The sequence below is a fragment of the Ignavibacteriales bacterium genome (genome assembly GCA_016709765.1).
Taxonomy (GTDB): domain Bacteria; phylum Bacteroidota; class Ignavibacteria; order Ignavibacteriales; family Ignavibacteriaceae; genus IGN3.
In genome coordinates, this window is record JADJMD010000013.1 from 697518 (window position 1) to 721852 (window position 24335).

General features: G+C 32.2%; 23 protein-coding genes. 9 read left to right on the forward strand and 14 right to left on the reverse strand.

Annotation, left to right across the window (positions count from 1 at the left end; translation table 11 throughout):
- Positions 1–107: 107 nt before the first annotated feature.
- Positions 108–617, forward strand: a complete 510-nt coding sequence (locus tag IPJ23_12670) for a septal ring lytic transglycosylase RlpA family protein (protein MBK7631528.1) — start codon at positions 108–110, stop codon at positions 615–617.
- A 168-nt stretch (positions 618–785) separates the two neighbouring features.
- Positions 786–1838 carry a class I fructose-bisphosphate aldolase gene (locus tag IPJ23_12675; GenBank protein MBK7631529.1) on the forward strand — a complete coding sequence of 351 codons (1053 nt, stop codon included), beginning with the start codon at positions 786–788 and terminating at the stop codon, positions 1836–1838.
- A gap of 54 nt (positions 1839–1892) precedes the next feature.
- Here the strand turns inward: IPJ23_12675 and IPJ23_12680 are convergent, their stop codons facing one another.
- Positions 1893–2549 (reverse strand): HAD-IA family hydrolase, encoded by a 657-nt coding sequence (locus IPJ23_12680; protein ID MBK7631530.1) that lies wholly within the window; start codon positions 2547–2549, stop codon positions 1893–1895.
- A gap of 343 nt (positions 2550–2892) precedes the next feature.
- Between IPJ23_12680 and IPJ23_12685 the strand changes: the two genes are divergently transcribed.
- Positions 2893–3309, forward strand: a complete 417-nt coding sequence (locus IPJ23_12685; GenBank protein MBK7631531.1) for a hypothetical protein — start codon at positions 2893–2895, stop codon at positions 3307–3309.
- A gap of 108 nt (positions 3310–3417) precedes the next feature.
- Complete coding sequence (locus IPJ23_12690; protein MBK7631532.1) at positions 3418–3972, forward strand: class I SAM-dependent methyltransferase; 555 nt, start codon at positions 3418–3420, stop codon at positions 3970–3972.
- 48 nt (positions 3973–4020) lie between these two features.
- Here IPJ23_12690 and IPJ23_12695 read toward each other — a convergent pair whose 3' ends face one another.
- Complete coding sequence (locus IPJ23_12695) at positions 4021–4389, reverse strand: DUF423 domain-containing protein (GenBank protein MBK7631533.1); 369 nt, start codon at positions 4387–4389, stop codon at positions 4021–4023.
- Between the two features lie 84 nt (positions 4390–4473).
- Here IPJ23_12695 and IPJ23_12700 point away from each other — a divergent pair, with 84 nt between their 5' ends.
- Both IPJ23_12700 and uvrB read left to right on the forward strand, forming a co-directional pair.
- Positions 4474–4815, forward strand: a complete 342-nt coding sequence (locus IPJ23_12700) for a hypothetical protein (GenBank protein ID MBK7631534.1) — start codon at positions 4474–4476, stop codon at positions 4813–4815.
- 6 nt (positions 4816–4821) lie between these two features.
- Positions 4822–6834, forward strand: coding sequence for an excinuclease ABC subunit UvrB (uvrB, locus tag IPJ23_12705; GenBank protein ID MBK7631535.1), 2013 nt, complete (start codon positions 4822–4824; stop codon positions 6832–6834).
- 34 nt (positions 6835–6868) lie between these two features.
- Here the strand turns inward: uvrB and truA are convergent, their stop codons facing one another.
- From truA to IPJ23_12720, 3 genes are read right to left on the reverse strand one after another with little or no spacing between them, the layout of a single operon-like run.
- A complete protein-coding gene (truA, locus tag IPJ23_12710) occupies positions 6869–7753 on the reverse strand; it encodes a tRNA pseudouridine(38-40) synthase TruA (GenBank protein MBK7631536.1) in 885 nt (294 codons plus the stop codon).
- A complete protein-coding gene (locus tag IPJ23_12715; protein ID MBK7631537.1) occupies positions 7750–8166 on the reverse strand; it encodes a 6-carboxytetrahydropterin synthase in 417 nt (138 codons plus the stop codon). Before IPJ23_12715 ends, truA begins: the two co-directional genes overlap by 4 nt.
- The gene (locus IPJ23_12720) at positions 8166–8807 is read right to left on the reverse strand and encodes a radical SAM protein (protein ID MBK7631538.1); all 642 of its coding nucleotides are present in this window, start codon (positions 8805–8807) and stop codon (positions 8166–8168) included. The genes IPJ23_12715 and IPJ23_12720 overlap by 1 nt, the downstream gene beginning before the upstream one ends.
- 130 nt (positions 8808–8937) lie before the next feature.
- Here IPJ23_12720 and rpsT point away from each other — a divergent pair, with 130 nt between their 5' ends.
- Positions 8938–9204, forward strand: a complete 267-nt coding sequence (gene rpsT / locus IPJ23_12725; protein ID MBK7631539.1) for a 30S ribosomal protein S20 — start codon at positions 8938–8940, stop codon at positions 9202–9204.
- Positions 9205–9265: 61 nt separating this feature from the next.
- On the opposite strand, the gene IPJ23_12730 is transcribed toward rpsT, so the two are convergent.
- Complete coding sequence (locus IPJ23_12730; protein ID MBK7631540.1) at positions 9266–10744, reverse strand: NTP transferase domain-containing protein; 1479 nt, start codon at positions 10742–10744, stop codon at positions 9266–9268.
- Positions 10745–10910: 166 nt separating this feature from the next.
- Here IPJ23_12730 and IPJ23_12735 point away from each other — a divergent pair, with 166 nt between their 5' ends.
- Positions 10911–11348 carry an outer membrane beta-barrel protein gene (locus IPJ23_12735; GenBank protein MBK7631541.1) on the forward strand — a complete coding sequence of 146 codons (438 nt, stop codon included), beginning with the start codon at positions 10911–10913 and terminating at the stop codon, positions 11346–11348.
- Here the strand turns inward: IPJ23_12735 and IPJ23_12740 are convergent.
- Genes IPJ23_12740 through IPJ23_12770 form a run of 7 tightly spaced genes read right to left on the reverse strand, consistent with a single transcriptional unit; the run spans position 11341 to position 22000 of the window.
- Positions 11341–13413, reverse strand: coding sequence for an O-antigen ligase family protein (locus IPJ23_12740; GenBank protein MBK7631542.1), 2073 nt, complete (start codon positions 13411–13413; stop codon positions 11341–11343). The genes IPJ23_12735 and IPJ23_12740 overlap by 8 nt on opposite strands.
- A complete protein-coding gene (locus tag IPJ23_12745; protein MBK7631543.1) occupies positions 13406–15271 on the reverse strand; it encodes an ABC transporter ATP-binding protein in 1866 nt (621 codons plus the stop codon). The genes IPJ23_12740 and IPJ23_12745 overlap by 8 nt, the downstream gene beginning before the upstream one ends.
- A gap of 18 nt (positions 15272–15289) precedes the next feature.
- Positions 15290–16309 carry a hypothetical protein gene (locus IPJ23_12750; protein MBK7631544.1) on the reverse strand — a complete coding sequence of 340 codons (1020 nt, stop codon included), beginning with the start codon at positions 16307–16309 and terminating at the stop codon, positions 15290–15292.
- A gap of 1 nt (position 16310) precedes the next feature.
- The gene (gene xerD, locus IPJ23_12755) at positions 16311–17201 is read right to left on the reverse strand and encodes a site-specific tyrosine recombinase XerD (GenBank protein MBK7631545.1); all 891 of its coding nucleotides are present in this window, start codon (positions 17199–17201) and stop codon (positions 16311–16313) included.
- Positions 17201–19399: an HDIG domain-containing protein gene (locus IPJ23_12760; protein MBK7631546.1), complete on the reverse strand. Its 2199-nt coding sequence runs from the start codon at positions 19397–19399 to the stop codon at positions 17201–17203. Before IPJ23_12760 ends, xerD begins: the two co-directional genes overlap by 1 nt.
- Positions 19400–19401: 2 nt before the next feature.
- Positions 19402–20250 carry an HAD family hydrolase gene (locus tag IPJ23_12765; protein MBK7631547.1) on the reverse strand — a complete coding sequence of 283 codons (849 nt, stop codon included), beginning with the start codon at positions 20248–20250 and terminating at the stop codon, positions 19402–19404.
- Between the two features lies 1 nt (position 20251).
- A complete protein-coding gene (locus IPJ23_12770; protein ID MBK7631548.1) occupies positions 20252–22000 on the reverse strand; it encodes a Na+:solute symporter in 1749 nt (582 codons plus the stop codon).
- Positions 22001–22085: 85 nt separating this feature from the next.
- Between IPJ23_12770 and IPJ23_12775 the strand changes: the two genes are divergently transcribed.
- Positions 22086–22892 carry a tetratricopeptide repeat protein gene (locus IPJ23_12775; GenBank protein MBK7631549.1) on the forward strand — a complete coding sequence of 269 codons (807 nt, stop codon included), beginning with the start codon at positions 22086–22088 and terminating at the stop codon, positions 22890–22892.
- Positions 22893–22903: 11 nt separating this feature from the next.
- On the opposite strand, the gene IPJ23_12780 is transcribed toward IPJ23_12775, so the two are convergent.
- Complete coding sequence (locus IPJ23_12780) at positions 22904–24298, reverse strand: sodium/solute symporter (protein MBK7631550.1); 1395 nt, start codon at positions 24296–24298, stop codon at positions 22904–22906.
- Positions 24299–24335 lie beyond the last annotated feature (37 nt).

The window sequence follows — 24335 nt, forward strand, 5'->3', positions numbered from 1 at the left end:
AATACTATTATAGTCGAATGATTGGAAATAGAGTTGGCAACCCTAGGATACAAAGAAACTCTTGGATAGTCTAAAGCCTCAGAGTAAATTTGTATCAGCAATCCGATATGTTTCATAATAAAGAGGTCTTATTGAGATCATTAGCAAAGATATTTTTTGTTCTTATTTTAGTTGCCCTGGTTGGTTTTACTGTAATAGTAAACGAAGATAAAATAACTGAGCCAGTTGTAACTGAAAATTTAAGTTCGGTTAATAATGCAGAAATAACTGCTGATCGTTCTTTAGTTGAGTTTTTGGATAAAGGAAACATGAAAGCTTCATGGTATGGTCCTGGATTTCATGGAAGATTGACCGCAAATGGAGAAGTTTACGACCAAATGTCATTTACGGCGGCTCATAAATCATTAAAATTTGGCACATTATTAAAGATTACTAACCCCAGAAATAATAAATCTGTTGTAATCAGGATTAACGATAGAGGTCCATACGTAACTGGAAGAGATCTAGATCTTTCTAAAGCAGCAGCACTTGAACTCGGGATGGTTAAAAGAGGCGTTGCAAAAATTAAGGTTGAGGAGCTCAAGATAGCAGGATTGGATAATCAATCGCTAAACTGATAACAATTAATTAAGCCCCATATTTTAAACCCGGAATAACCGGGTTTTTCTTTTTTAAAATAGTTTATTACCTCTTAACCTAAATTTAAATTGAATTACTTTGCCGCTTAGCTTATTTTAGCATAGCAAATATGAACAAATAATATAAATCATTTAATAAACGGAGCCATAATGTTAAATAAAATTAAAGAATTATTAGGCAGCGAAGCTGATTCTCTGTTATCATACAAAGCAAAATTTCCAAAAGAACAATTACATTTACCTGGGCCAGATTTTGTTGATAGAATTTTCGCTCAAACAGATAGAAATATTAATGTACTAAAAAATCTTCAGTGGATTTTTCAGACAGGCAGACTTGCGGGAACAGGTTATGTTTCAATCCTTCCTGTTGATCAGGGAATTGAACACAGCGCTGGTGCCTCTTTTGCACCAAATCCTGTTTATTTTGATCCTGAAAATATTGTGAAACTCGCTATTGAAGGTGGATGTAATGCTGTAGCTTCTACACTTGGTGTACTTGGAATGACTGCAAGAAAATATGCCCATAAAATTCCATATATATTAAAGATTAACCACAACGAGCTATTAACATATCCAAACAAATATGATCAAATAATGTTTGCAAGTGTTGAACAGGCTCACGATATGGGTGCGGCTGCAGTTGGCGCAACAATTTATTTCGGATCCGAAGAAAGCAATAATCAAATAATCGAAGTTAGTGAAGCATTCCAATATGCGCACGAACTTGGAATGGCTACAATTTTATGGTGCTACTTAAGAAATAACGCTTTCAAATCGGATAAGGATTATCATGTTTCTGCTGATTTAACTGGACAGGCAAATCATTTGGGTGTTACAATTCAGGCAGATATTATCAAACAAAAACTTCCAGAAAATAATGGCGGATACAATTCAATAAAAGGATTTGGCAAAACCCATAAAAAAGTTTACACAGATTTATCCACAGATCATCCAATTGATTTAACACGTTATCAGGTAATTAATAATTATATGGGTCGTGCTGGATTGATAAACAGCGGCGGCGCTTCCGGTGAAAACGATTTTGCTGAAGCAGCTAAAACAGCAGTTATAAATAAACGCGCTGGTGGAATGGGATTAATTTCAGGTCGAAAAGCTTTCCAACGTCCAATGAGTGAAGGTGTACAGTTATTAAATATTATTCAGGATGTTTACGCTGAAAAAGAAATAACAATAGCTTAAACTCAGTTTATTTTTATAATAAAAAAGGCGAGTAAATGATTCGCCTTTTTTGTTTCAGACAATGTTTAATATCTCGTTAATGCCACCCACAATAAAATCCGGGTTTTCTATTTCTAACAATTCTTGAGTTCTATAACCATATAAAACTCCGCACGTAGACGAGCCTGCATTTTTTCCACATTGAATATCAAGTTCTGTATCTCCAACCATTAGTGTGTTTTTAACATCTACATTAAGATCAATACAAATTTTTAGCAACGGTTCCGGTGATGGTTTGTGTGCAATACCATAGCGTCTTCCCATTACAAGATCAAAATATTTTCTCAGATTAAAATGGTCTATTATCTTATCAGCTTGATCCTGTACTTTAGTTGTTAGCAAAGAAACTTTGATGTTCTGGTTTTTAAGAGATTCTAAAGTTTTTTCTACCCCGCTATAAACTGTAGAGTATTTCATTTGTTCAAAATAATTTTCTTTGTAAATCTTAATAAACTTTTCAAAGTCCGGTACATCAATATTAAACGCATTAAAAATATCTACAAAATGCTGCCCTATTTTTAACGCAAATAATTCTTTATCAATATTAAAGTGAATATTAAGTTTTCTTAATGTAAACACTGTCGATTCATAAATTGTTTTGTTGGAATCAACTAAAGTTCCATCAAGGTCAAAACAACAGTGACTGATTTTTTGATTTGTATTGAGTTTCAAATTGTTTCACTTCCATTTAGTAATAATTAATTGTTCAATTTAGGATTTTAAATATTCTATGATTTATAATCCAAATTCTTGATACTAATAAGTAATATTTTTTTTATTCCTATTTGTTTTTATTAATAAAAATACAATTTTCTAATAACAAAACTTTTGGTTTTGTCCGATTACGAAATACAAAGTTTCTCAAAATTATTCATAATAATATTTTTGTCTTAACAAGAGTTAGTCAGGGTGAAGATTTTACCTAAAACAATTAAAATTATTATTTTTTCGAATACAAATAATGGCATAATTATTTATGCAATTATACCCAAATCAATCACATAAGGAGCTATAAATGAAAAAATCGTTCGTACTTTTTGCTGTTCTCTTCGCTCTTGTTCTTGGGGTAAATCAAAATATCCTTGCTCAGAATGAGCCTGTTATGTACTTCTGTGAAAAATATGGTAATAGTGGTGAAAGAGGAGTTAGTGACAGATTTACTACCGGTTATTTAACGGTAGTGGTAAAATCTGATTATGCCCTTGATCTAGAGGATTGTTCAATTCAGTTTGATCTTTACAACGCTCGTGCTAAAAAATTCGAGTTCTATAAAAAGTTCGACTATGTTCTTAATCCAGATTCAAAATATGTTTATTTCGAAAAGAATTCCGAAAGTGATATGAAATTTGAAGATCCTGGATTTTACAGAGTTTTCTTGCTTGATGACAGAGATAAGACCGTTGCAAGCGCATTAATTGAGATAATTGATTAACCAACATTGCTTTGTTACAAGCGGCGCAATTTGTGCCGCTTTTTTATTTTAAAGCAGATTATTTGTTAAGATGTTTTAACTTTGTGCATTCACTAAAATAAAATTGATATGACAAAACTAAACTTAGGCTGCGGTAAAGATTTAAAAGCTGGATATATTAATCTTGATATTGTGGATTACGGCGGAAATCAGATTCACGATATAAATAAATTTCCTTATCCTTTTCCAGACAATTATTTTGATGAGATTTATGCTTCACATATTCTTGAGCATATTGAAAATTTTAATAAAACAATTACTGAACTCCACAGAATTTTAAAACCAAATGGTATTATAATAGTTTACGCTCCATTTTTTTTAAATACAAAATATTTTGGCGATCCTGATCATAAAATTCCTTTTTCAATCCGCACGTTTGATAATTATGAATACATTGGTAATCGTAAGCTTAAGTTTTATGAAAAGTGGAAGCTGAATCATCGAACAAATTATGAAACTGGTGCTCAGTTTGAAGTGCTTGAAAAGAAATTTATAACATCGCATTTTGCTGTGCTTAAATGGATGGATTTTATTGTAAATATTGAACCAGTTATGTACGAAAGATTTTTCTCGGGTATTTTTTCTCCAGAGGAAGTATACTTTAGATTAAAAGCGATTAAATAAGTTCTTCTGTACAAATTTCTCCTTTCGGTCGAAATGACTGTTGCTGATTTACTGTTTAATTTTAAATGCTTCATAAATTATTAGCAACCACCCAATCAAAAAACAAAAACCTCCAACGGGAGTTATCATTGCAAATGTTTTAATTCCAGAAGTTGAGTAAATATAAAGCGAAAATGAGAATAATATTATTCCGAGTAAAATAAATATTGAAGGTAGTTTGGATTTTATCAAAGTATTTAAGGATAAGGCAAGTAATACAACTGAATGAATTAGATGATATAGTACGCCGGTTTTATAAACTTCCAGCATTTGTGAGGAAAGTTTTTCTCGTAATCCGTGCGCCCCAAAGGCGCCAATGGCTACAGCTGTAAATCCTGAAATAGCCGAAATAATAATCCATAATTTTTTATCATTCATAGCTCTCAAATCCTTATTTGTATTGAATAGTAAAAACAAATTTCATTAACTTTGCCCACAATTTAATAACAACAAAGAAGAAAAATGAAAGCTTTACAAAAACTAATATTACCTGCTCTTTTGGTTATTATCGTTATTATCATCTACACATTGTATTTTTCAGGTGGTGCTGATTTAGGTTCATTTGATGATTTCGATCCAAATAACAATGCTGTAAAAGAAATTAAAGTTCAGATATTACCAAATCAAAATATTGATGCTCAGGGTAGTAGTTTTTCTTTTGCCGTTGCTGATAAAAACGGAAAAACTCTTAATGCATTCGGTTCTGTAAGTCTGCCAGAAGGTATTAGAGATGCAGAAACTATTATTCTAAAAGGACATGTTAATCAAAGCGGATTTTGTACTCACGAAGTTCTAGCAGATTAATCTTAAATGAAAAATTTTGAACTTGTTTCAACATACAAACCTTCCGGCGATCAACCAGAAGCAATTAAACAGCTTGTTGAAGGTGTAAATCGTAGTGATAAGTTCCAAACTCTGCTCGGTGTTACTGGAAGTGGGAAAACTTTCACAATTTCAAATGTCATCCAGCAGATTAATAAGCCAACGTTAATTATATCACACAACAAAACGCTTGCTGCACAGCTTTATTCGGAGTTTAAATCATTCTTCCCAAACAATGCTGTTGAGTTTTTTATAAGCTACTACGATTACTATCAACCGGAAGCATATGTTGTTTCCCGTGATGTCTTTATCGAAAAGGATTTTTCTGTTAATGAAGAAATTGATCGATTAAGATTAAAAGCAACTACTTCTTTGATAGAAGGCAGAAGTGATGTAATTGTAATTGCAAGCGTAAGCTGTATTTATGGTATTGGTGCACCCGATGAGTATGCGAAGCAAATAATCTTTGTAAAAAAAGGTGAAAAGCTTGATCGCAAAAAATTTTTGCGGGATTTAATTGATATATATTTTGTACGAAATGATGTCGAGTTTAATCGGGGTACTTTTCGTGCACGCGGGGATGTTGTAGAAATTATTCCTGCATATCAAAATGAAGAAGCCGTTCGCGTTGAGTTTTGGGATAGTGATATTGAAAAGATTTCTATAATAGATGCAGTAACAGGAAAAGTAATTAGGGAAGTTGATTCTGTCCCAATATATCCCGCCAAATATTTTGTAACAGATCGTAGCAAAATGCAAAAAGCTATTTATAATATCGAACAAGAGCTTTCCGAACGATTGGATGTTCTGCGGAAAGAAGAAAAATATCTAGAAGCACAACGACTAGAACAAAGAACCAAGTTTGATATTGAGATGATGAAAGAAATTGGGTATTGCTCGGGGATTGAAAACTATTCACGCCATATGGATTTGCGTGAGCCTAATTCTCGTCCTTCAAATCTTTTTGATTATTTCCCAGATGATTTTCTTTTGATAATTGATGAATCACATGTTACAATTCCACAAATTCGCGGAATGTACCTTGGTGATAGAAGCCGTAAGCAAACATTGGTAGATTTTGGATTTCGCCTTCCCTCTGCGCTTGATAATCGCCCAATGAAATATGAGGAGTTTATGGGAATGTTGAATCAGGTAATATTTGTTAGCGCAACCCCAGCGGACTACGAACTTGAAATGAGTAACGGAATTATTGTTGAACAAATTATTCGCCCAACAGGTTTGCTCGATCCTGAAATTGAAGTCCGTCCGATTAAAGGACAGATTGATGATTTGATTGCTGAGATCAGAAATAAGACCTTGCTAAAAGAAAGAACTCTTGTTACAACTTTAACAAAAAAAATGGCAGAAGATCTTTCGGATTATCTTGATAAGATTGGAATAAAAGTTCGTTATATCCACAGTGATATTGACTCATTAGAACGAGTGGAAATACTTCGCGATCTTCGTTTGGGTGAGTTTGATGTTTTAGTTGGTGTTAATTTGTTAAGAGAAGGATTGGATTTGCCAGAAGTTTCTCTCGTTGCAATTATCGATGCGGATAAGGAAGGGTTTTTACGAAGCGAACGCTCGTTGATGCAAACTGCAGGCAGAACCGCACGTAATGTTAACGGCAGGGTTATTATGTATGCTGATAAGATTACTGAATCAATGCGAAAAACTATTGCAGAAACAAATCGAAGAAGAATACTTCAGCAGGAGTACAACGAGAAGAATGGCATTGTTCCAGCTACAATTTACAAATCAATGGAAGAGATTCTTTCCTCAACTTCGATCGCAGATATTAGAAAGAAAGATGAAAAAGAGAGTTACGGATTTTCAAAAGTTGCTGAGCCGATTCTTAAATATATGGATAAAGAGCAAAAAGAGGACTTGGTTGAACAGTTAACTATAGAAATGCACAATGCAGCTAAAGATCTTGAATTTGAAAAAGCAGCTAATTTGCGTGATGAGATCCATAAGCTTAAAAAGATGATAGGATGAAAAAGTCTTCCGTTCTCATTCCGCAGAATTCAATTTAAATTTTTATGATTGAAGTAAGTTCTTTAGGAATTGATTCACCTTTATAAGTTACTTTTTCTAAAAACAATCCCGATGGAGGTGCCGTAAATTTTGCAGGTTCATTTGTTTTACTATTCAGATAAAACAAAATATCTTTCTCAGATTTTCTTCCACGCCCAACTTCTGCTAATATTCCGATGATTCTTCTAACCATTTTCCATATAAAGTGTGAGCCGATAATTCTTATTAGAATTAAATCACCTTCTTCTTTAATCTGTATATCATCAATCATAACTTTAGTCGATTTTTCGGTTGGGTCATCATCAGAGAAAGAAGAATAATTGTTCATCCCTAAAAATAGTTTTGATGCTGATTCCATTTTCTTGAAATCGAGTTGATCCTTTATCCACCAGACAAAGTTTTTTCCAAATGCAGTTCTTCTTCTAGAAATTTGGTAAACGTAGCTTCGTGAAGTTGCATCGTGCCGTGCGTGAAAGATTTGAGTTGTCTTTTCAACATCTAAAATAGTAATATCATGCGGAAGCATATCGTTTAATTTCACTCTAATGATTTCCGGAGCTAGAACAGTTTTAACATCAAAATGAGCAACCTGGCAAAGCGCGTGAACTCCGCTGTCTGTTCTTCCTGACCCTTGAATATCAATGAACGAATCACCAAATACTTCTTGTGCGGCTTTTAAAATTGATCCTTGAATAGTTTTTGCATTTTCCTGTTTCTGCCAGCCGGAATATCGTGTGCCTTCGTATTCAATAAAAAGTTTAAAGCGGGAATAATTTTGATGTGTTACTTTGCGTTTATCTGATGCAAAAGGTTTGGTCTTAAATTGGCCTCCGAATTTACTTTTAAACTTGTCCTTAGAATAAAACTTCTTTCCTCTCAACTTATTCTCGCTGTTTCTTCTGCATAATCAAATTGAGTTTCATAAACTCTAACTTTTATTGATGATATGTTTGATGGCAGTAAGCATTTTATAATTTCGGATAAAAGATAATTACAAATATTTTCTGCGGTTGAATTAAAACCCACAACAACTTTTTTTGAGTTCATTTTCTCCAAAAATTCAATAACAATCGTGTCGTCTATGTTTACCATAAAAGAGTGATCAAGTTTTTCAATAACAGGATTAATTATCTTTTCCACATCATAATAATCAATAACCATTTGATTTTCATCCAGCTCACCTTCAAACTCAACAATCATTTTATATGAATGGCCGTGAATGTTTTTGCACAAACCAAAATGTTCGGGAAGTCTGTGTCCCATTTCCCAGCGAAATTCTTTAGCTATTTTCATTACACACCTTTTGTTTCAGGATGCCAGATGAACTTATGCATCTGAAGTTGAAATCTAACATTTAATTTATCTTCTAATATCCAATTAACTAATTGAACCGATTCAAGTTTTCCAAAGACCACTGAACAAAGTATCTCACATCTTTTATCCAAAGAATATTTTGATATGATTTCTTTTGTCCAATCATAATCTTCCCTGCTTCCGATAACGAACTTTAACTCATCGGTCGGTTTTAAGTAATTAATATTTTCATAAAGATTTTTCTTCTCCATACCGCTTGATGGACATTTTAAATCCATTATTATTTTTACTCTTTGATCAATATCTTTTATCGGTAGACTTCCGCCGGTTTCAATCAGAACCTCAAATCCTTCATCACCGAGTTGTTTCATCAAATCTAAACTTTCTCCCACCTGGACTAACGGTTCGCCCCCAGTTATCTCGACAAGTTTGCATTCAAATTTTTTAACTTCGTTGATTATTGCTGGAATTGCCATATCATTACCATCATAAAAAGCATATTCCGTATCACAATATGTACATCTGAGGTTGCAATAAGTCAAGCGGATAAACACACAAGGCAGACCAGCTGCGGTGCTTTCACCTTGAATTGAATAATATATCTCATTTACCTTAAGCATAAAAAGTGCGTTTTTTACTCGTTTTCTAAATAAATTGTTAGTAAAGTTACTAAAGCTAAGTTTGACATCAAACGAGGCATTACCTATATTTGGCTCACATTTTTTAACTAATATATAAGGTTTTTTGTAAATGGCTCATCATAAATCGGCAAAGAAGAGAATACGTTCCTCTGAAAGAAAAAAAGCAGTGAACAAAATGACAGATTCCAAAATTAAAACTGTTGTTAAGAAAACACTTGCTACGGATAAAAAAGAAGAACTTGAAGTGTTATATAAAGAAGCTATCGCAATTTTGGATAAGGGAACCTCAAAAGGCAGATTACATAAAAATAATGCAGCCAGAAAAAAATCAAAGTTAACAAAGCATTTTAATAAAGTTACCGCTGTTGCGAAATAGTGGTTTAGATTTTTAACAAAAAGCTCTTCCTTCGAAGAGCTTTTTTAGTTTTAAAGTGATTTTAAATGTCACTCAATAATTCTTTACCCTCGGTTTGTGGTATATAGAATCTTACTAGTTTAATTTTTCCAGTAGTATCTTTTACTGCGATTATTTTTTTCTTTATCAATACGCTATGTTCGATAATAACATTATCTTCCACAATAGAACCAAACAAATAACTCGTTCCTTTAATCAAAACATTTTTTCCGATTCGCAAAGGAAAGTCATCACTTCCAGTCATGTTAACGCTTGATTCAATCGTTGAATTTTCACCAATTACTATGTTCCCTTTTATAATATCGCCCCAAAGTATTTTTACGTTATCTTCAATAGTTAAAGTTTGATCTGGAAAAGTTGAGAGATGCACAATGCGCCAAACTTTTATATTCTTTCCAAAGACAACATTTCCGTTTATATGCGCTGCTCTTCCTATTTCAACATTGTAGTTTAATTTTACTCCATTACCAATATAAGCGCCTTTACCAATTTTAATATCGAGCGGAATTCCGTTTTTATCCATCTCTATTAAATCATTAACAACAGTATCGTGAATAAAAAAATCATCCGGATCATCAATCTGAATAATATTTTTTAATTTTTCATAAATATTGTGCCTGGCAATTGCTTCCATGTCTTTAAGAACGGATTTATCATTAAAACCCATAACAACATATTGTTCCTTCGGGCTTACCGCTCCAACTGAATAGTTTTTTTCATTAAATAAGGAAATTAAATCTGTTATATAAATTTCATTCTGTGCGTTGTTGCTGGAAAGATTATTTATTAATTCTAAAAGTTTTTTATAGTTAAAAGCATATACACCTGAGTTGAACTCATTGGTTTTTAACAATTCTTCTTTTGTGTAGGAATAGGTTTTATTTCTGTAGGTTAAATGGTATTGTGCATCATTTGGTAAAGCTAATATATCTTTGAATTCCATAATCTGTATAACATTGCCGTCTCCATTTCCATCTTTAGTTCTTATTATTCTTCCGTAAGAATTTTGCATTGGATCACCTTCATAAATTCCAGTAAGCACCATCATATCTTTGCCGGAGGAAATAAAATCACTCCTAAACTTTTTCATTGATGATTCATCAAGTAATCCCATATCACCGGGCAATACGTAAACAATTCCACCTTTAAAATCGGATTCAATTTCTTTCAACCCGATTTGAACTGCGTGCCCTGTTCCGTTTTGTTTTTCCTGGAATGCAAATTTATTTGATTCACGTTTACCAATAACATCCATCACATCAAGTGCTTTTATCCCAACAACTGTTATAGTGTTTATGCTTTCAATTCCGAGTTTGCAAGCGTTATAAACACGTTCAACTGTAGGGATTTCCCAAATTTTATGAAGCATTTTTGAAGTTTGTGATTTTATTCTTTTGCCGTGCCCAGCTGCTAGAATTATTGCAACCTCATTAGAGGAATTAAGCTTTGTAGAAAACTCTTTAGCTTTAGAATAAACTTCTGAACTGATATTTGTGCTCATAATAATTTTTTACTTTACTTTTTAATAAAACAAATTACTGATTAAAAATTAATTAAAGGCATTTCCTATTCCAAGTCTTTGCATTTCATTCTTTTACTGTATTTACTATCTTTGCTCGAATTTTAATACAAGAAAAGGAATTGTAATGAAAAATAATTTAACAAAAATGATCTTACTTATAACAATATTTTCAGGTGCTGCGTTTGCGCAATCAAATGGATTTGGCCTTGGGATTATTTTAGGTGAGCCAACTGGAATTAGTGTAAAATATTGGACTACAAGCAGCACGGCTTTTGATTTTGGTTTAGGTTACTCGCTAAAAAAAAACAGCAGATTGCATTTGCACGCTGATTATTTATTCCACGTAAAGAATCTTGCTCATACAACTGAGAATATTTCATTTTACTATGGACCTGGTGCTAGATTAAGAGTAGTAGAAAATGGTGATTCAAGATTAGGTTTTAGATTTGATGTTGGACTTGTCTGGATTCCAAGGAATGCGCCTGTTGATGTTTTTCTAGAGATTGCACCGCTGCTTGATATAATTCCACAAACAGACTTTTCAGTAAATGGCGGAATAGGAATAAGGTACTTCTTTAATTAATTTTTGAAGTTTGTTTGAAAGATTGGAATAATGCAATATTTAATCCAAATGTAAACCAGATTAATGTTGTTATTTCATGATCCCAAAAATTCAACTCAGTTAAACCGGAAATTATAAATCCACAGAAGGCTGCAAGAGCACCTAATGCGTAGGAAGATATAAAAGGTTTGTCTTTAATTGTTCTATAAATATTAAGATCAATTTTAATAATTTTATAAAATAAATAGAGCACGGCAAGTAATCCGAATAAACCGAGGGTTGCTAGAACATGGAAAAAATTATTGTGTAGATGCCCCTGTATTTCTTTGTCAAACGGTCTCTTATATTTTCTGTAGAGATTTTGCAAATCAATATCTCCTACACCAAATATTGGATAGTCCTTAAATATTTTTATTCCCGCAATCCAGAAAGCAAATCTGTTAGCATTTGAAGGATGATTTGGATCAAAGATCCCAAGCAGTCTGCTTTGTTTGGTTTCAACACGAGTTATATATAAATGCTTTTCGCCAAGACTTATTGATTTGGGTGTGTAACCCAGGTTTATTTTTTTAGCAACTTCAAACAATAAATTACTTTTTTGCTCTAACTGATAGAAATCTCCAATTGTACTTACGATAAAATACTTTCTTTTATTTTCGACAATCTTAAATATATTTTTTACAGTAGGGATATTTTGGATTAGTTTGACTGATTTATTTTGAAAATCATAAATGTTTAAACCGTTATCACTTTCTGTAAAAGCAAAAGAAGAGGAATAATCGAAAAACGAAATTTTAGATGAATCCTTAAAGATTGAACTACCTAAGGGTAAACCATTTTTTAATGGAAATACTTCAAATCCTTTCTGTGATTCTGAAAATATTATAAAAGATGTATCGACAAAAACACCTGTGTATTTTGAAAATTCATTTGCACGAAACTTTTTATCGAGGTCGTTTGGAGCTACAAATACGGTTAATCCGCTGTCCACATCCAATAAGTAAAAACATCCATTCCCATAGGCTTGTGCATATGTCATTCCGGGAGAATAAATTTCTCCCCTTTGAGTCAATATTCCTGAATTATTTTCTAGTAATATATATCTAGTATCTGCCAATGCGGCTAAATAATAATTATTTTTCCACGGATAAAAACCAATTACCGCGGAAGGTAATTTTATTTGATCCGTTAATGAATCATTATAAAATACTTCAATCCCTTTATTATAATCCGAAACTATTAGCCTATTGTTCAATTCAAAAACATCGTAAGCTTTTCCTTCAGTTGAAATACTCTTTGTTAATTTCAATGCTGTTGAATCTGTTTCCAAAGAATAAATATTTATTTCACTAACGTTTTTTTGAGTTAATAGAAATATTACTATTAAACCGGCCCCTGCTAATAATAATTTCCATTGCTTTTTCATTATTAAAATAATCAAGACACCAAACGCAGCACCCATCCAGCCAGTTCTTTTATAAGTTGAAAAAAGGGCAACTACTGAAAAAGAAAAACCAATAAATAAAAGTATTTTATTTTTAATAGATGTTTTTTCATTTATAAAGAAGGCAAAAAGAAAAATGACTGTAAAACTAAGTATCTCACTTGCAGTTATTGGATATTGAAAAATGGATGGACCGGATTCAGTAATTCCGTAAAGATTTTTAAGATAAAATTGAAATGAAAAATATAGATAGACTAAAACGGTAACTAATGTTCCTCCAATGTATATTTTAAAAAATGTTTTAGCATCCTTATAATTATTAACGGAGGCTATAATCGTGTATATAATAGGAATTAAAAGTACTCTCTTTAGTAAATTGTGCGATGCAGCAGATGGTTCTACTGAAAATATTGTTGATAATATTTCTGCTAAGATATACCAGAGAAGTGCAAACTCTAATCCTGTTCTATTAAACTGATTTACTTTTTGTAATGATGCTTTCATCAGAATAAGAATTAATGCACCATAATAACCTACCTGGTTTACAAAAATTGAGTTGCTAAGGCTTAGTAAAAAAAAGATAATGAAAACAAATATAGCGGAATCAACTATTTTTAATATTCCATATCTGCTATCAGACATCATTATCCCTAAACTGCATTTCATAAAGTTTTTTATAGAGACCTTTTTCTTCAGTGACTAATGTATCGTGTGTGCCTTGCTGAATTATTCGCCCTCTATCCAAAACCAAAATATTTGTAGCATTTCTTATTGTACTTAAACGATGCGCAATTACAATAGTAGTTCTGTTCAGCATTAATCTTTCTATTGCTTCTTGCACCAGAATTTCAGATTCATTATCCAACGCTGATGTGGCTTCATCAAAAATCATAATCTCAGGATTTTTCAAAAGTGCTCGAGCAATTGTTAGTCTTTGTCTTTGTCCGCCAGAAAGTTTTACACCCCTTTCACCAATCATTGTATTATAGCCTTCTGGCATTTCATTAATAAAATTATGGGCATTTGCAGTTTTTGCCGCTTCAATAATTTTTTCCATCGGATAATTAGTTAAACCATAAGCAATATTTTCTGCAATGTTTGTATTAAACAAAAATGTTTCCTGAGTTACAATACCCATTTTAGATCGCAAAGATTCGATAGTAATGTCTTTAATATTATTTCCATCTATAAGAATCTGTCCATCTGTTGGATCATAAAATCGTGGAATTAAATCTGCAAGTGTAGATTTACCGCCACCGCTTGGACCAACTAGAGCAATGATTTCTCCACGTTTTACTCTAAAGCTTAAATTGTCAAGAACCTTTACATCAGAATCTTCATATTTAAAAGATATATTACTAAAAACTATTTCATCCTTAAAATTATTCAACGTTAAAGCATTAGATTTATTTTTTATCCGAGGTTCAATATCAATTATTTCAAAAACTCTATCAGCAGCGGCACTGGCTTCCTGAATTCTGTTATTAACACTACCAAGTTCTTTAATTGGTGGCATCATTTGAAAGATTGCAAATAAAAATCCTAGGAACTCACTTGCATTTAATGTTCCATCCACAAGAACAAGGATTCCGCCATAGTAAATTATTACAACTCCAATAATTACACTCAGTATTTCGGTTATGGGAGAAGAAAAGTTTCTTGTTCGTACAATTTTAAGAACAAGATTAAAATAACTTTTAGTTTCTAACATGAATCTCTTGTTTTCAAATTGTTCCATACCAAACGCTTTTACAATTTTAACTCCTGAAATGGTTTCCTGAAGTATGCTTGTAATGTCAGCGATTTTTGATTGAAGAATTATAGTCTGTTTTTTAAGTTTAGTTCCAATCCATGCAATTATTAAGCTTGCAATTGGAACAATAACAAACGCAAACAGAGAAAGCTTCCAGCTTATACTTACCGCAATGCCGAGAAAAACTAAAATTGTTAAAGGTTCCTTTATCAGATTAGAAAATGTTGCGGAGATACTTGCCTGTATAATATTTACATCATTTGTAAATCTTGAAATAATATTTCCAACTCTTTCAGATTTAAAGTAACCAATAGGGAGTTTATGTAAATGTTTATATGTTTCATCTCGCAAATCTTTCATTGACGCATACTCAACAAACGCCATAAAATATCCTTGCAGATATCCAAAAAGATTTTTCATTATAAATGCTATAAGTATAAGAAAGCAGATCCTGATTAATACCTCGGGTTTATCACCAACCAATACAAAATCATTAAAGGACTTTACAGCGCCATCTTTTATATCAATAATCCAATCAGGTAAAATACTTGATGCTTTTTCGATATTTCTAACTTGCTCAGTGGTTTGCTTAGAAGCTGATTCTTGAAATAAGGTATCAAGTAATGGTATAGTTAAATAGACAGATAGACCATTTAGTATTGCAAATAGAATGGTAAACACAAAGGTTAATAGAATGTGTCGCCAATAGGGTTTAGTATATTTTATTATTCTATAATATGAATTCAATTTTGTTTCATTTAATATTTAAATATTACGAAGACCGCATCCGCCGTTTAAGTTGATGGTTTTATAATTTGTAAGTGAATCTATTTTTATTATTTCGATCTTTGAATCTCTTCCAAATCCTGTATCAAATATCAGGAAATCACCAATTAGCACAAAACGTTTAGTGCTTGTCTCATCAAATATTTTTGCAGTCTGCCTAGATTGAATATTAAATATAATCAACTCTAATTTTTGATATTTTTCTAATTTTGTTTTTTCATCAATTTTAAGAGCTGTAAGCATAATTAAATATATTTTGTTTTCCGCCCATTCAATTTGAAGAATATTTTTATTAACAAGATTTGTATTAATTTCTTTTTTGGATTTCATTTGTCTGATTAATATCGAATCATTTCTTTCCACCACACTATAGAATTCATTAGGAGATTTATAATTTAACTGAGGTAATTTGGTAATCGGATATCCATCTTTAGTTAAATCAAAAACTTCTGTGTTATCGGATAATAATTTTCCAAAACGATTATAAACTTGTGTGTTCTTGTTTACATATGATGCAATTGTTTTATCAATTGAATTTACAACTAAATTAAAGCGGTCGTTATCCGCCCAAAAGGGAATTACTTGAATTCCCTCTTCTAATTGTGTGATTGATTCTACTTTTTTTATTTCAAAATCAATTCTGTATAGTTTTCCTCTTTCTATGGCGGGCTGTGATGATTTTAATCTCTGTTTTCTTTTAGTAATAAAAAAAGCTGAGCTATTGTTTGGTGATATTAATAAATCTAATACCCTTTCATCGTTATCATGCCAGAATAGTTTTGATCTACCACTATTAAAATCATACCAATAAATAGATGGGATGCCAGAATTTATTCCGACAAAATAAAAACCATCAAAGTTAGAGATTTTTGCGTTATTAATTTCTTTATTTAATAATTCATCGTCATCATTTTTATTTTTTATATCTGAACAAGATTGAAATGAATACAGGAAAAAAATGGTCATCAAAAACATTTTCATAAAATTTTTTATCTCCATTTTAACCTCTTGGATGATATTGTTTATGAACCTGTTTAATGTAATCACGATCAATATGAGTGTAAATCTGTGTTGTGGAAATATCCGCATGACCAAGCATTTCCTGCACCGCTCTTAAGTCTGCCCCCCCTTCCAGTAAATGGGTTGCAAAAGAATGTCGAAAAGTATGCGGGTGAACATCTTTATCAATACCGGATTGTTTTACATATCGTTCAATAATTTTCCAAACACCCATTCTGGATAGTTTTGAACCGCGTGAATTTAAAAATAAATTATTTTCGCTTTTAGATTTCTTCATCAATAATGGTCTGCTTTTCTTTAAATACTCTTTAATCCACATTATTGCGCTTGAGCCAATAGGAATAAGCCTTTCCTTTGAACCTTTGCCAAACACTCTAATAATTTCCTCCCCTAAAAAAAGATCATTTACTTTTAAGTTTATTAATTCTGAAACACGTGTACCGCAAGCGTAAAATAATTCCAAAATAGTTTTATCTCGCAATCCAAGTTTATCATCAACTTTTGGTTCAGCTAATATTTTTTCAACTTCTGAGATATTTAATACCTCAGGTAACTTTTTAGAAATTCTTGGGGCAGTTATTTTTTCGATAGGGTTTTTTAAAATGTATTTATTTTTTAATAGATATAAAAAAAATCCCTTTAATGATGAAAAATATCTTGCGCTAGATGAACCGGAAAGACCCAGTTCTTTTATTGTTTTAAAAAATTCTCGGATGTGATCTGCGGAAATAATTGATAAATCATCAACTCTCAAATTTTTTAGAAAGTTTATGAAAGTACTAATGTCATTTTTGTAAGATACAACTGTGTTTTGGGAAAGATTTTTTTCCAATTTAATGTGTGCAAGATATTCTTTTAGAAACAACTCCATTAGTTGTCTTTATCCGTGCTGATTCCTTGTTCTATGTCGTCTTGTTTTGGATATTTTATTCTTCTGTGATGCTGACTAATTAGAATTGAAAGAAAAGATTCCTTCATTTTTGAAATATCACTAAATGTAATTGGTGCTTCGTCTAGTTGTGATTCTTTTAATCTTGAATCAAAAATATTATTTATCATGTTTTCAACCTTTGTTGTATCAGGATCAGAGATAGATCTTACGGCTGATTCACATCCATCAGCAAGCATTACAATAGCAGTTTCTTTAGAATTAGGTTTCGGTCCGGGATATTTATAATCCTCAATTTTTATTTTGTCTTCACCATAGAGTGCTTTAGCCTTTTCATAGAAATATCTGCTTATCGTTGTTCCGTGATGCATTGGAATAAAATCAATTAATTCCTGCGGCAATTTATGCTGTCTTGCTAATTCAATTCCATCGTTAACATGTTTAAGTATTAAGTTCACACTTTCTTCAGGTGATAATCCCTCATGTAAATTTTGACTATTCATCTGGTTTTCTACAAATCCTTGCGGCTCAATAGTTTTACCAATATCATGATAATATGCGCCAACTCTTGCAAGCAGCGCATTTGCTCCAATTTTTTCTGCAGCGGCTTCTGCAATTGTTCCCATTGTCATCGAATGATTAAATGTTCCCGGTGCTTTTCTTGCAAGCTCACGCAGTAGCGGTCTATCAAAATTAGAAAGTTCTAATAATGTTAAATCAGTTGTAATGTTAAAAAGTCTTTCAAAGAAAATCAGTAATCCATAAGTAAGAACAGGACTTATTAACGCATTGGAAGCAGCAAATGCAAACTCAATTAACATTGATTCTGCAGGGGCAAATCTTTCTAATCCAAAGGCAAGAATTGAAGCGGTGTATCCAATTAAAATAAAAATGAATGAACGAAATATTTGTGAACGATTTTTTATATCGCGTACAGTATAAACAGAAAGTCCTCCGGCAATAAAGTTCATAGCCATGAATGTGTAATCGTTCCCTCTTAGGGCACCAACAATCAAAGACAATATAACTGTTAAATAAAATCCAACTCGCGAATCAAATACAATTGTAAAAATCATTGAAGCTGCAGGAACAAAAATCAAATACTGGATAGGTGCTTTTACAGCTATATGATTTATAAGATAAGTAACAAATGAGACAAAAATTACAATGACAGAAATTAAAACAATTTTTGTATTATCATAAAATATTTTTTTTCTGAACAGATATAAATAGATAGCAAGAATTGTTATAAAAAAAGTTATGTGTAAAAACTTTCCTATCAATTGTAGTACAATACCTTCTGAACCTATCGACTCTCCTTTTGCTTCTTTGTAAGATTCAATTTTTAATTTCACCTGTTTTGTAATGCGATCATGCTTTGCTATAATCCTTTCGTTCTCATTTACTATCCCTGCATATTTGGACACATTGTTTTTAGACTGTTCCACTTCAATTTTGGTGGCTTCTTCATTAAAAACAATATTTGGATAGATAAAGTGAAGCGTAAACTCAGTTATAGCAGCTTTCAATTCTTCTGAATAATTCAACTCTTGAATTTTATTTTTAACTTCATTCTTTGCTTGATCAAAAAAATAAAACTTATTTGTAGATTCAATCTTATCTACATTTCCAATCCTAACAGCTATACTATCTCGTAAATTAGAGTTGCTAGTTAGATTCACAATTCCGCGTTTGCTAACTGCGTCCGCAATCGTACCTCCAGAATTGAAAATATTATCCAACCGATCATCTTTAACTAGTTTAGATTCTCTATGCAGTTTACGTAAACTGAAGAATTGATTAAATGATCTTGAGCTTAAAAATGTTGGATTTAGCACAGGGTCAGTCTGTCTGGTAATGTTCTCATCTATTACACTGATTATGTATGCAGCAAATGTTTTTAGCGAATCACTATTCCGTACAACAATATTATCAAACACAGGGAATACCGATCGTTCTGCATCTTTAATTTCATTTTCATAATCTTGTTTTTCTTTTATGATAGGAAAACTGAATGGTGCAATTAAATCGTCGTTTGTCCAGATAGCACCTTCAGTAACTTCTGATTCAATTGATTCACCTTTTGGAAACATCATAACTATCAGGATTACGGTAATTAATCCTATAATTATTTTTCTTTTTATTCCTGTTTGCTCAAAAATATTTTGTTCTTTATCCATAGTTAAGACATTTTAGCTTTTAGTAATGCTTCTAAAAAATCAGCTATACCTTCTTCGTTGTTTGTTTTTTTAAGAACATAATCTGCTGCTTTTTTTATCTCGGGAATCGCATTGTGCAGCGTAACTTTTAACGCTTTAGATTGAAACATACTAAGATCGTTGTACCAATCACCTAAAACAGCAGTGTTTTCTTCTTTAACTTTTAAATGTTTGATAAGGCGCTGCATCGCTTTTCCTTTAGATGATCCCGATCTTCTAACTTCAAGATAATAAATTCCTTCGTGAGTTTGAGATCTGAAAAACGAAAGTGAAGTTCCAATTGTAAACGGAAAACTTAATTTGTCACGAATAAATTCAACAGTACGTTTGTTATCCCCAGCAAAAACAATTTCTAATGTTTTAGATGTTAGATCATCATACGAATCAACTTCTTTATAAACTGCACCAAATTTATCCATTAATTTTGGAATGATGGAGTTTTGTTTAGTGTAATAAATTGCTTCAGCATGGCAAAGGGCAATGTTAACAAGATATTTTTCTGAGTACTCAATTGCTTTTTTAACCTGGCTTTCTTTTAAAAAAGATCTATAAACATAATGTTTACCTACTGTACTTTGAATTGACGAACCATCTAATGAAATTAATGGAAAAAATATCTTCAGTTCTTCAGCTAATGGTACTAAAGCCGAGTGTAAACGTCCAGAGGCAAATGAAAAAAATACGCCACATTTTTTGAGATCCATTATTAATTGTTTTGTTCTTTCGCCAATTTCGCCTTCATCATTTACTAATGTTCCATCAACATCAAAAAGTACAAGCTCTATTATCTTTAACCGCTTTAAATCAAACATATTATTTTATAACTGTCTTCCAACCAATTTTAGAAAGATTAACATAGATAATTGAAACGGAAATTGCTGCTACACCTAAGTAAATTATTGAGTCAAAATACTCACCCATAATCAGTTTTCCAGTACCAAACAATATTGAGTAAACTAAAATAACTCCAATTAACCAGTTAATAAACAATCTAAAAAATCCAGAATCACTTTCAACATCAGGAAGTTTATCAGAGATCTTTTTCCACATTATGCCACCGGGATGAATTTTTTTATAGAATGAAAATAAAACTTCTTCATCGGTTGGTTTTGTTAAAAATGTAACCACAACCCAAACCAAGGTTGTACCTGGTACAATTATAAACAAAGTATATGGAAATAATATTCCATAACTTTTTAGGATCGGAAATATTATAAATGGTATAATCATTGCAGATATTTCTGACCATGCATTTATCCGCCACCAGAACCATCTTAAAATTAAAACCAAACCAACACCTGCACCGCATTCAATAATAAAAGCCCATGCACCGGATATTTTCCCTATAAAAAGTGTAACAACTAAAGAGATTAACATTAAAATTATAGTTGCTATTCTGGAAGATGAAACATAATGCGATTCTTCTTTATTCTGGTTTACAAATCTTTTATAAAAATCATTAATAATGTATGAGGTTCCCCAATTAAGTTGTGTAGCAATTGTACTCATATATGCTGCAAAAAATGCGGCAACCAATAAGCCTTTTAAACCCGCCGGAAGAAAATCACGCATTGCATAAATAAAACCCATACCTTTTTGAGCATCAGCAAGCTCAGGATAAAGTACAAGTGATGCTAATCCAACTAAAATCCATGGCCATGGTCTAATAGCGTAATGTGCAATCTGAAAAAATAAAGTTGCAAACAATGAGTGCTTTTCATTTTTAGCAGACATCATTCTTTGTGCAACATATCCACCTCCGCCCGGCTCGGCTCCTGGATACCACGAAGCCCACCAAATAATTCCGATATATGCAAGAAATGAAAAGAAAGACATCGCTAACATACCCGCTGCTGAAGGAACATCTGAAATTGTTGGAAAGAAATCAAAAACATAAGCAGGTAAATTTTGTTTTAATCCTGCAATGCCGCCGACTTGCGGTGAGTTTACTACAATTATTGCAAGAATAATACATCCAATCATTGCAATAAAAAACTGAAATGCATCTGTAATTACAACGCCCCACAAACCTGATATTGCTGAGTAAAGTGCTACTAAAATCATACATCCAAAAACATATAACATAACAACGGACTCATCAATGCCAAACATTCCTTGAAGTATTGATGACATAGCTTTGTTAACCCAGCCTATTATAATCACGTTCATAAATAATCCAAGATATAATGCGCGGAAACCTCTCAAAAATTTTGCTGGTTTTCCGGAGTACCTTATTTCCGCAAATTCTGCTTCAGTCATAATTCCTGCACGGCGCCATAACCTTGCAAAGAAAAAAACAGTAAGCATTCCACCGAAGGCAAAATTCCACCAAATCCAGTTTCCGGAAATGCCATTTTTAGCCACAAGTTCGGTAACAGCCAAAGGAGTGTCCGCAGCAAAAGTAGTTGCCACCATAGATATACCTGCTAAATACCAGGGTAAATTTCTACCTGAAAGGAAGAAGTCATTTGTGCTTTTTCCAGCTCTTTTGGAATAAATTAAGGCAATTGATATAGAAAATATGAAGTACGCAACAACGATTAAATAATCTATTAATTCCACATTTACCTCTTTGGTATGGTATCTGTTTATCTGCTGTGTGGGAAATGTTTTTTTACGATGATAAATATAAGGTTTAGTTACGAAAATGGATACTTCTACGCTTACAATAATTACTGTTGGTGTACTAACAATTTTTGCTTTTCTATTAATTAAGGTTTTTAAAAATTCTACTTCTGGTAAAAGACCAAAGCTTTCATATAACGAGCGAGTTTTTTTACAAGCTAACTTAGATTTAGAATTAAACAATGATGATCTTACCGACAGACAAGTTAGAGCAGCAGGCAGCGAAAAGAAAAAAGATTTTAAAGGTGCAATTGAAGATATTAATGTTATCCTAAAACACGATAAGGGTAACGTTGGTTTAGTTTTTAAAAGAGGACTCGATAAATTCAAAATTTCTGATTTTAAAGGTGCGAATGAGGATTTTTCTGAAGTGCTGGATAACAACCCAACTGACAAATACTCTTTTTACTATCGTGGAATTTCAAATTTTCGACTTTCAAATTTCACAAAATCATTGAACGATTTTAACTCAGCAGTTAGTTTAGGGATTGAAGATAAAGAAGCATTCTTCCATAAAGGATTGGTAGAGATTGAGCTTGATAAATACTTTGAAGCAATAGATGATTTTAACATCTACTTAGCAGAACATCCAAATGTTCTTGAAGCATTATTTAACAGAGGTATCGCATACAATAAAAGCGGCAATCCGGAATTTGCTATTAAAGATTTTAATAAAGTGATTGACCTAAATCCAAATCACGAAAAGGCATTTTTTGAAAGAGCTTTTGCGAAAAAGAATTTAGAAGATTTGGTTGGATATTCGAACGACCTGAAAACATCTTATAATAAAGGATATTTACACGCATATCATTTTTTGAAAGAAACTTAATTTAATAACTCTTAACGTTTTCTTGTTATCATTTCAAATAAATTTCCAACCAGAAGTGTTACACAAACTCCAATCAAAATAAACCACGTCCACGCAACAACCTTAAATATGATAATAAAACTCATTATAATAATTGCGGAAATAAATCCTGCAATAGCATGATTTTGCTTAATTTTTTTGTTTGATAATCCCAAAAGAAATGTGCCGAGTAAACCACCATACGTAAACGAAGCTATACTTAATGCAAGTTCAACAACCGCTTTAGAACTTTCCATAAAAATAAATGCTGAAAATATCAGCATTACTGCCCAAAAAACTGTAAGTGATTTTGAGATTAATAAATTCTTTTTTTCATCAACAGATTTTTGAAATGGAATATATAAATCCAGCATAACAGAAGATGAAAGCGAAGTTATCGATCCCGCAAGAGTGGAAAGCGCAGCTGCAAATAATCCGGCAATAATTATTCCTTTAACTCCGGATGGTAAAACTTCAATTATAAACTTAGAAAATATTTCATCAGATTTAATATTGAGTGGACCATAATATGCATAAAGTAAAACTCCGACAACTAAGAATAGTGCAAACTGAAAAATTATTATAACACCGGTTGTAACAATTGCTTTTTTACTATCAGCTAAATTTTTCGCGGCAAGTAATCTCTGGACAATCAATTGATCCGTTCCGTGTGATGACATTGAGAGAAATGCACCGCCAATTAAGCCGCTAAGAAGCGTATATGGCTGTGAGAAAAACCCAGCAAATCCGTTTTCAAATCCAAAATTAAAAACGCTAAGCTTGGATGATATTTCGCTTGATGAAAAAACTTCACCAACACCGCCGGGAATATTGCTTATCAAATAAAATCCTGTTAAGATGGCTCCGCCTATGTAAATTACTAATTGAATAGCATCAACCCATATTACGCCTTTTAATCCGCCAGTAAAAGTATACAGCAGCGCAACTATTGCGATAATAACAATTGCAATCATTGGGGAAATATCTAACATCAAATAAAGCGGAATTGCAGTTGCAAAAAGTCTAACTCCATCCGCGGCAGTGCGAGTAAATAAAAAAGTAACGGAAGCTAACGAACGGGTCTTATTTCCAAATCTGTTTTGAAGATAAGAATATGCGGTTGTCAAATCTCCTTTATAATATGAGGGCAAAAAGAATTGTGCAACTATTATTCTACCGATTAAATATCCAAAAGTTAATTGCAGAAAATTTAAGTTGGTAAGATATGCGAGACCGGGAATTGAAATAAAGGTTAGTGTGCTTGTTTCCGCAGCAACAATCGAAAAACTAATTACCCACCATGGAACTTCTTGCTTACCGATAAAATAATCTTTAACTGTTTTTTGTTTACCGCCGATTATTTTTCCAAATGCTGTAATCGCAATCATATAAATTATAATGATTGCATAATCCAAAGTAGAAACT